Annotated in this window: 9 protein-coding genes; 3 read left to right on the forward strand and 6 right to left on the reverse strand. The window is 43.0% G+C overall.

Annotation, left to right across the window (positions count from 1 at the left end; translation table 11 throughout):
• A partial coding sequence (locus tag V7D75_RS13590) for a hypothetical protein (protein WP_333614990.1) occupies window positions 1-625 on the forward strand: 625 nt, incomplete at its 5' end.
• A gap of 71 nt (window positions 626-696) precedes the next feature.
• Here the strand turns inward: V7D75_RS13590 and V7D75_RS13595 are convergent.
• From V7D75_RS13595 to V7D75_RS13620, 6 genes are all read right to left on the reverse strand, one after another.
• The gene (locus V7D75_RS13595; protein ID WP_333614991.1) at window positions 697-843 is read right to left on the reverse strand and encodes a DUF2256 domain-containing protein; all 147 of its coding nucleotides are present in this window, start codon (window positions 841-843) and stop codon (window positions 697-699) included.
• Between the two features lie 41 nt (window positions 844-884).
• On the reverse strand, window positions 885-1,547 hold the full coding sequence (locus V7D75_RS13600; protein ID WP_333614992.1) for a hypothetical protein: 663 nt from the start codon (window positions 1,545-1,547) through the stop codon (window positions 885-887).
• Window positions 1,534-1,878, reverse strand: coding sequence for a hypothetical protein (locus V7D75_RS13605; protein WP_333614993.1), 345 nt, complete (start codon window positions 1,876-1,878; stop codon window positions 1,534-1,536). Before V7D75_RS13605 ends, V7D75_RS13600 begins: the two co-directional genes overlap by 14 nt.
• A 221-nt stretch (window positions 1,879-2,099) precedes the next feature.
• The gene (locus tag V7D75_RS13610; RefSeq protein ID WP_333614994.1) at window positions 2,100-2,591 is read right to left on the reverse strand and encodes an META domain-containing protein; all 492 of its coding nucleotides are present in this window, start codon (window positions 2,589-2,591) and stop codon (window positions 2,100-2,102) included.
• Between the two features lie 352 nt (window positions 2,592-2,943).
• Window positions 2,944-4,050: a lipase secretion chaperone gene (locus tag V7D75_RS13615; protein WP_333614995.1), complete on the reverse strand. Its 1,107-nt coding sequence runs from the start codon at window positions 4,048-4,050 to the stop codon at window positions 2,944-2,946.
• Window positions 4,051-4,222: 172 nt separating this feature from the next.
• A complete protein-coding gene (locus tag V7D75_RS13620; RefSeq protein ID WP_333614996.1) occupies window positions 4,223-5,293 on the reverse strand; it encodes a lipase family alpha/beta hydrolase in 1,071 nt (356 codons plus the stop codon).
• Window positions 5,294-5,662: 369 nt separating this feature from the next.
• Between V7D75_RS13620 and map the strand changes: the two genes are divergently transcribed.
• Window positions 5,663-6,454 (forward strand): type I methionyl aminopeptidase, encoded by a 792-nt coding sequence (map, locus tag V7D75_RS13625; protein WP_406947877.1) that lies wholly within the window; start codon window positions 5,663-5,665, stop codon window positions 6,452-6,454.
• 145 nt (window positions 6,455-6,599) lie between these two features.
• Window positions 6,600-7,778 (forward strand): nucleotidyltransferase domain-containing protein (locus tag V7D75_RS13630; RefSeq protein WP_333614997.1); only part of this gene is annotated, 1,179 nt, incomplete at its 3' end.

The raw sequence follows: 7,778 nt of genomic DNA on the forward strand, positions 1-7,778 counted from the left end.
TGATGGCACTTATGTTCATATGGAAGTTGACGAAGAACAACCATACGATAATATGAACAATGAAGTATCTGGCATGGAGTGGGGACGCTATACAGTCAATAGCTCAACAGGAGAATTAATAGTTAGTCAGATATTTGATAATAATGGCGAAACTGGTTTATCAGACGATCTTCTTCGATATGTTCGAGTATCTGGCGACACGCTTACTCTCGAAGTTGATGAAAATGAAAATAATATAATAGATAACGATGAGTCTTTTAAGTTCAAAAGATCCAAGTCTAAAAATACGTTAGGTATTTGGAGAAACAATGATACTAACAATGAATTATTAGCATTAGCATTCTTTGATGATGGCACTTATGTTCATATGGAAGTTGACGAAGAACAACCATACGATAATATGGAAAACGAAATATCTGGTATGGAATGGGGGCGCTATACAGCCAATAACTCAACAGGAGAATTAATAGTTAGTCAGATATTTGATAATAACGGTAGTACCGGATTGTCAGATCCACTTACACGCTATTTACAAGTAACTAGTAAACAGCTCACACTTAAAGTTGATGAAAATGATAATGGAATTATAGACAATAATGAGATTTTTCAATTTCAACGTCAATAATTACTAAGAATATAGGTTAAAAATAAAATTCAGCTGTTACATTGTTATCAGCTGAATTTTTTAATTTTAGGCTAATCATTTTTCACTTTTGTACGCCGACACTTCTCCGAACAATAAATCACCTGCTCCCAATCCTTTTCCCACTTCTTACGCCACGTAAAAGGTCGCTGACAGACAGGGCATATTTTTTGCGGTAGGTTTACTTTTTTATGTGCCATGTGATTTAGTCTTCAAATTAAACACTGTCATTAAAAAACGTTTAACGACCCCAAATCGGTGAGCGTACCACTCCGCCCGTCTTACTGCTAATCGCGTAACTTGAATGGCCTGTTAAAGAATGAATCACTAAACTGCTACCACTTTGACCGCTCACTTGCGAAAGCTTTGTGGGATAGACAGCATACTGTGCAGAAGGCGACAGACGCGCAGGCTCATCAAGTCCTGTCTCTGCTAGATTAACCACTTGCCCTGTCGCCAGTGTCATAACCGCCGCCTTGCGACCATTAAGATAGGCTAAATACTGTCCATCCAAGCTCAGCTGCGGACTGGCCGCATAGCCTGCGGTCGGTATCAATGTCGCCTTACCGGTAGCAAAGTGATAGCGATAAATACTGGGGCGACCAGCGCGCACTTTGTCGCTGGTATAAACAAAGCTTTGCCCATCGCTTGCATAGCTTGGCTGCACTTCCGTGCTCGGTAAGGTCGTGAGCTGTTTGGTATGCCCGTCACTTAAGCGCATTTCATAGATATCAGCATTGCCGCCAACGGTTGAGCTATAAAGCAGTTTTTGCCCATTAGGCGAAAATGATGCTGATAAATTACTGCCTTCAGCATTTACCACCAGCTTCTGAGTGTTGCTATTGCGATCATAAATATAAATCTTGGGAGACTGGCGCGCGACTTGTTTGCTATAGACGAGCATTTGACCATCGGCAGACCACGCCGGCGCATAGATATATCAATTGGCGGTCGCTACCATCAGGACGAATACTATATAGCGTCGATATCTTTGCTGCGCCGGATCCCTGCTCTTCGACATAAGCAATGCGCCCTTGCCGATCTATCGCTGGCATGCGCGCCGTTAGCAGATTACTTGCACTTGTATCAATAGGTGTTTTGGTTGCATGATTCGCTTTAGGCATCGTATTTGGCAATGTCTGACAGCCCGTTAGCAAGCTAAAAGCCGTTATCGCTATGACAGCACTTACTGTGCGTAGGTTGACAGATAATTTTTCTCCAAAGATTTCTAACATACATAACGTCCAATAAAACAGTGATAAATACAAAATGAGAGTTTTGATAAGGTTAAAAAGTTGATGGCATAAGAACTATCTTAATGGCTTAAATAGTTAACCTTAGCGGTTTATGACAGTGTAGCGGAAAGCATCACAAATTTTAGATAAAAAAATGCCCCACTGTTTAGTGAGGCATTTTAAGTTGTCAGATTTTAAAGCATTTATATTAAACGATTAAATTATTTAGAGACGGCTTTAAAATGTGCCACTTGATTGCTATTAGTAATCGTCAAGATAGGTGTGTTATTGGCATTTGTATTGATACTATATTTACCTTGTACTGTTGCAAGTGTCGCAGTATCAAAGCTGGCTTGTGGCTCAGGGCAAGCCATCATCGTTGACATCACATTACCTAACACGACATTGCCATTTACGACCTCATAACTGGCACCCATGTTATTACAAGTATTGGTAAAGGTAACACGATTGGCCGTACCATCTTTAAAGAATTTTAGCGTTAGTGGTTTGCTTGGATCAAAGAACAATTGGCTGACTTTGTCGCCATTGGTGCGCTTAGCATCGACAAGCTGCCAGTTATACGCTTGTAGAGCGTCAACGGTAATTGGCTGGGTCACAGGTGCAGTAACGCTAGGGGTGGTTTGGCAGCCAGCAGCCGCAAGGGTACCAACTGCAAGGGTAGCAGCCATCATCATTTTAGTCATGTTTTTCATATAAACTCCTAGAGGTTTCAAATATAAAAGTGTAAGGGTAAAAAGTATTGTTTTTATCATATTAAGCAGCATTCACTAAGGTTAATGTGTCATTATTAACGTGCGCTACTTAATATGTTTTATCGTTAGTCTAAACAGTGGGGTTATTATGCCCATTTTTCATAAGCCTGTCATGATAGATTGAGTACCAATTACCGCTATATTTGTTCTACTTTATAGCTTTTTTGCTAACACACCTTGTTACAATACCTATTCCCTGCTAGTACTTCAGTTAAAAATACTCTTTAGACCACTGAGTTTGTCATTTCACCGTTAAATACTTTTTACTTTTACCTAAAAATTAACATCAGATTTAATTGGAAGTTGCTGCCTGTTGTTGGTGCAAAGCGGCATAACCTGCCAAACGTTTACGTTCCATTTCATTAAACAATTGCTGCTCTATTTGATTGATTTGGGTTTGCACTTGCGCCTTATCGGCATTTTGACTTAACAACTGCTGTTTTTGGGCTTGATACTGCTTAAAACGCTGATCAAAATGAGCATCTTGTTGGTCGACCTGTGCAAGCCTTGCTGCTGCTGGCGCGCCAATCAACTCACGGCGCATATTGTATAACTCTTCAGCCGTTGCGCCCTTGGCTTGCATCTGCTCTGTACGACTGATTAACTCCTCTAAATTGACCTGCTGAGCGATATTGGCTTTGGTCGCATTATCAGGCATACGGCTAATATAATCTTGCTTTGCCGCTTCTTTTTGGGCGTCGGACATTTGCTTATCTTGGTTAATTTTTACCATCGCAATACTATAATCATCGTATTCATCTTCTGCGCCAAAAAAGGCGGTGATAGTAGCTTTATCAAAATGCTGCTGGCGCAACTTAGCAATATCTTGCTGCTGCTGTGCCACCACATTTAAATCGAGCTCACCATTTTTGGTCGCTTGTAATTGCAGATTACCATAACGGTTTTCTATTGCAGGAATCGCTTTAAGATAGGCGATATACTGGTCAAATATCTTCATCGCTTGGCTGGCGGCAGGCTCTGGCGTATGACTGCGGATATAACTCTCCACCCGCGCATAAACAACCGCTTCGTTCTCTTCGCCTAGCGCCGATAAAAAGTAATCAAATAAGCGCCGTAGCCCTTCGGTGACGACCAGCTGTTTATTTTCATCAATGATAATCTCTCCATCGACCTCCGTCCCTTGCAAGGAGCGCGGTAGATTCTCAAGACCTGTGGTAAATTGGGAAGCGTCTTGCTTAGCGAACGTGCCAACATTATTATTAACATTCGCCTCGTCTATGATGCTGACATTGGCTCGGCTGTTCTGCGCCGTAGACTGTGCTCGAGAAGAGGCATTACTAGAATTGTCGGGCTTAAACCACCAAATAATCGCCACAACTAAAATGATTATCACGGCGATAATGATGAGTAAAAATGGTGGACGGCGCTTAGTTGACATAACGACACTATCTTATTTAATCAAGCGGTTGATAAGGAATTTAATATTTATAAAATGGGGAAAAATAAAAGGGCCCGTTACATAGTGACCCTTCTAGGCAAAAGCGGTTTATTTGCTAATTTGCATTTAAGCCTTAATAATTAAATTTAATTACTAAATTTAGAAATTGGCTTTATAAATTGGCATTTTTTAAACGGTTAACCTGTTCGCGATAAACAGTTTTAGGATTAGGTTGTCCCCATGCGACCAAGCCCAATAGCTGATTGACCGAATCCATATGGTTCATTTTATAGTCATCGCGGATCACATACCCTAGACGGCTTGAACAAGCGGAAACCAAGCCATCATTTGGGTCATTTTTAAACACTTGAGAGGTCGCTAATAGCACATAATCCATCGGGTCTAGCGCATTGGTTACTTGTCCGACGCCACTGAATGAATAGTAGTTGATGCCGTTTACCCTAGTATCTTTTGGTTGACCACAGTAGCTTGAAGGCATGGCCGCTGGGAACTCGCGGTTAAAATCAGCCATATAGTTAGTCGATAAGGCGGTAACCGCACCAAATCCGTCTTGCTCTTGCAGCTTATCGATAGGGATACCAGCATTCAAATCCATGAAGTTACCCAAGAAGCCAAACAAGGTAAGCGCGGCTTTGGTGGCAGTATTATACTCACCATTGATTCTGTCATTATCAATCTGCTCAACCACCCAATCGGCTAACGCTGCCCCTTGCTCTGGACTGGCAACCGCGGTCACTGACGCCACGTACTTTGGCTCAACGGCAGCAACGTAACGAATATCATGGCCGCCATGACTATGCCCGATTAAGTTCACCTTGGGGCTACCAGATATCGCGCTGATGGTTTTTACTTGTTGTAGTAGCTGCTCACCGCGCACTCGGCTGTCGTTAAAAGAAGAGGTCTTGGTCGCGTAGACTTTTGAGCCACCACTCATCAGGGTTTGCGGAATGCCATAAAAGTAGTCGACACCAAGTAGCTTGGTAAAGCCGACCAGACCATGAGTCATGACGATGGGATATTTGGTATCAGTATGTTTTGAGGTGAAAAATTTGCTATCGACCATTTTACAGCCGGTGGCATTGGCGCAATTATAAAATTGTCCCGCGGCTTGAGCAGAAGTGGTTTGTAAGGTCATGAGGAGCACACCGGCAGCAATAGCACCAAGTGAAGGTAGAAAGGCGCTGGGCATTATGGCAGCGCGCAGGCGAGATTTTAGAGTCATAACAACATCCTTGTTATTGTAAAATAAAAGCGTGAAGCCATTTTTATGCGGCTTATCTTTAACGTTTATTTTTTTACGCTTAGCTATTGCGTCCTGCAACAAGCGCTAAAAATCGTTGCTAATTCATTTAGCAAACAAAATTACAATACTTCTATCATCCACAACATTCAACTGCTTTTTGATATATGAGTCATATTTCCATGACTTTATAGTCACGTATCTACATATAAATAAGCTGAGACAGTTAATATCACTATAGCGCTAGGCTTGATAAATGCGTACAAAGTTGCTAAGGGTTAGCAAAACAGCGACGCTTGCATTTATGGTATAATTGCCTACCTAAATTCTATAACTATAAGTACGACTATGATGACCAAAAAATCCCTTATCCAATCTCCTGAAGCCATAGAAAAAATGCGCGTGGCCGGTAAACTTGCTAGCGATGTGCTGGTGATGCTCGATGAGCACGTCAAAGTCGGCGTCAGTACCGAAGCATTGAACCAAATCGCTCATGACTATATTGTTAACGTGCAAGACGCGATTCCTGCGCCGCTTAATTATAATGGCTTCCCAAAATCTATCTGTACCTCTGTCAACCACGTGGTTTGTCACGGTATTCCAACCGACAATAAGCTGCTAAAAGATGGCGATATCATCAATATTGATGTCACGGTTATCAAAGATGGCTATTACGGCGATACTTCGAAAATGTGGATTGTCGGTAATGGCTCTATCATGGCGCAGCGTATTTGCAAAGTGGCACAAGAAGCCCTTTATGCCGGTATGAGCGTGGTCAAAAATGGCGCGCGCTTAGGCGATGTCGGCGCCGCTATTCAAGAAGTGGTCGAGCCTGAGCGCTTTAGTATCGTGCGCGAGTTTTGTGGTCACGGTATCAGTAATGAATTCCATCACGAGCCGCAAGTCATGCACTATGGTAAAAAAGGCACAGGCTTTGAGCTAAAAACCGGTATGACTTTTACCATTGAGCCGATGATTAATCAAGGCACGTGGCAGACCAAAATTTTACCGGACGAATGGACGGCAATTACCAAAGACCGTAAGCTGTCCGCGCAGTGGGAACATACCATGGTGGTGACGGACAATGGCTGTGAGGTCTTTACCACCCGCCCCGAAGAAGACTTAAGCTTTTTGACCCAGTAATACGTAAAAAGATCGCCTAGGCGGTCTTTTTTTTGCCTGAAAATTCAGGCATATTGGCTGTGCTATTTTTGTTTTTCAGCGTGATATTTGCATTCACCCATTTTTTTAGCGCCTCTATTTACAACCTCTTAATCGGATACCCTTCATGTTTACTTGCGATGTCGCGACCATTGATTTGACACCTATGCCTCTATTATCAGACCATAGCACTACCACTGATAGCGCGACGTCGTTCAGTAATCGCGAGCAAAATATTTCCGAACACAGTATTTCCGAGCACAGTATTTCCGAACAGAGTATTGCTGAATGGCTGATTCAAATCAATGACGATATCAGACGCGAGCTGGAACGCGGCGTCAATATCCGCCAATTGGTAACGGCTCGTGCCTGCGTCATCGATGAGTTACTCATTGCGTTATTCAAATGGTTTGAGCTTGATAAAACGGACTTAGCATTATTTGCCACTGGTGGCTATGGGCGCGGTGAGCTGTCGTTATATTCAGATGTCGATATTTTGCTGCTAACGCCAGACGAGATTGCGGTTGATAATAAAGAGAAAATCGATAATTTAGTGGCGCTATTATGGGATATTGGACTTGAGCCTGCCCTATCGGTGCGCAGCGTCAGCGAATGCTTGGAGGCGGCGCTCGACCACACCGTTGCCAGTACTTTGCTAGAAGCACGGTTGTTAGTTGGCAATGAAGCATTGCAAGAAGTACCCCATAAAATCGTCAATACCCAGTGGTCGCCGCGTGATTTTTATGAGGTGAAAATCGCTGAAGCAAAAGCGCGTTATTTGCAGCACAATGCCACCGAATATAACCTTGAGCCTAATATCAAAACGGCGCCCGGTGGTCTGCGTGATATTCATATTATTGGTTGGGTGACCAAACGCTACTTTCGCGTCAGTAAGCTTTATGACTTGGTGCAGCAAAACTTTTTGACCGAAAAAGAGTTCGATGAGCTTAACTTTGCCGAAGGTTATTTATGGCAAATCCGCCATTATTTGCATGAGCTGACTGGGCGCAATGAAAACAAGCTGCTGTTTGATTATCAGCGTGAAATTGCGCAAATGATGGGCTATGAGACGCAGCCTGACGACCAACCAAATGCCGCCGTTGAGCGCTTTATGCGCGATTATTATCGCTGTGCCATGCAGATATCGACGCTGTCTGAGATGCTGACCAATCATTATTATGAGACCATTATCGAGCCGCAACTGCCGGATGAAGAACGACCAAAAAAACATCCGATTAACGCTCGTTTTAACCGAGTCGGCGAACAGATTGCAATATCGCATCATCGCGTCTTCGCTCAACATCCT

It is taken from the genome of Psychrobacter sp., from assembly GCF_036731945.1.
In the GTDB taxonomy this organism is placed as follows: domain Bacteria; phylum Pseudomonadota; class Gammaproteobacteria; order Pseudomonadales; family Moraxellaceae; genus Psychrobacter.

What these genes read in the sequence shown, in the direction of transcription:
- V7D75_RS13595 (WP_333614991.1), bottom strand. Translation starts at nt 843, where the DNA reads ATGGCACATAAAAAAGTAAACCTACCGCAAAAAATATGCCCTGTCTGT.
- V7D75_RS13600 (WP_333614992.1), bottom strand. Translation starts at nt 1,547, where the DNA reads ATGCTCGTCTATAGCAAACAAGTCGCGCGCCAGTCTCCCAAGATTTAT.
- V7D75_RS13605 (WP_333614993.1), bottom strand. Translation starts at nt 1,878, where the DNA reads ATGTTAGAAATCTTTGGAGAAAAATTATCTGTCAACCTACGCACAGTA.
- V7D75_RS13610 (WP_333614994.1), bottom strand. Translation starts at nt 2,591, where the DNA reads ATGAAAAACATGACTAAAATGATGATGGCTGCTACCCTTGCAGTTGGT.
- V7D75_RS13615 (WP_333614995.1), bottom strand. Translation starts at nt 4,050, where the DNA reads ATGTCAACTAAGCGCCGTCCACCATTTTTACTCATCATTATCGCCGTG.
- V7D75_RS13620 (WP_333614996.1), bottom strand. Translation starts at nt 5,293, where the DNA reads ATGACTCTAAAATCTCGCCTGCGCGCTGCCATAATGCCCAGCGCCTTT.
- map (WP_406947877.1), top strand. Translation starts at nt 5,663, where the DNA reads ATGACCAAAAAATCCCTTATCCAATCTCCTGAAGCCATAGAAAAAATG.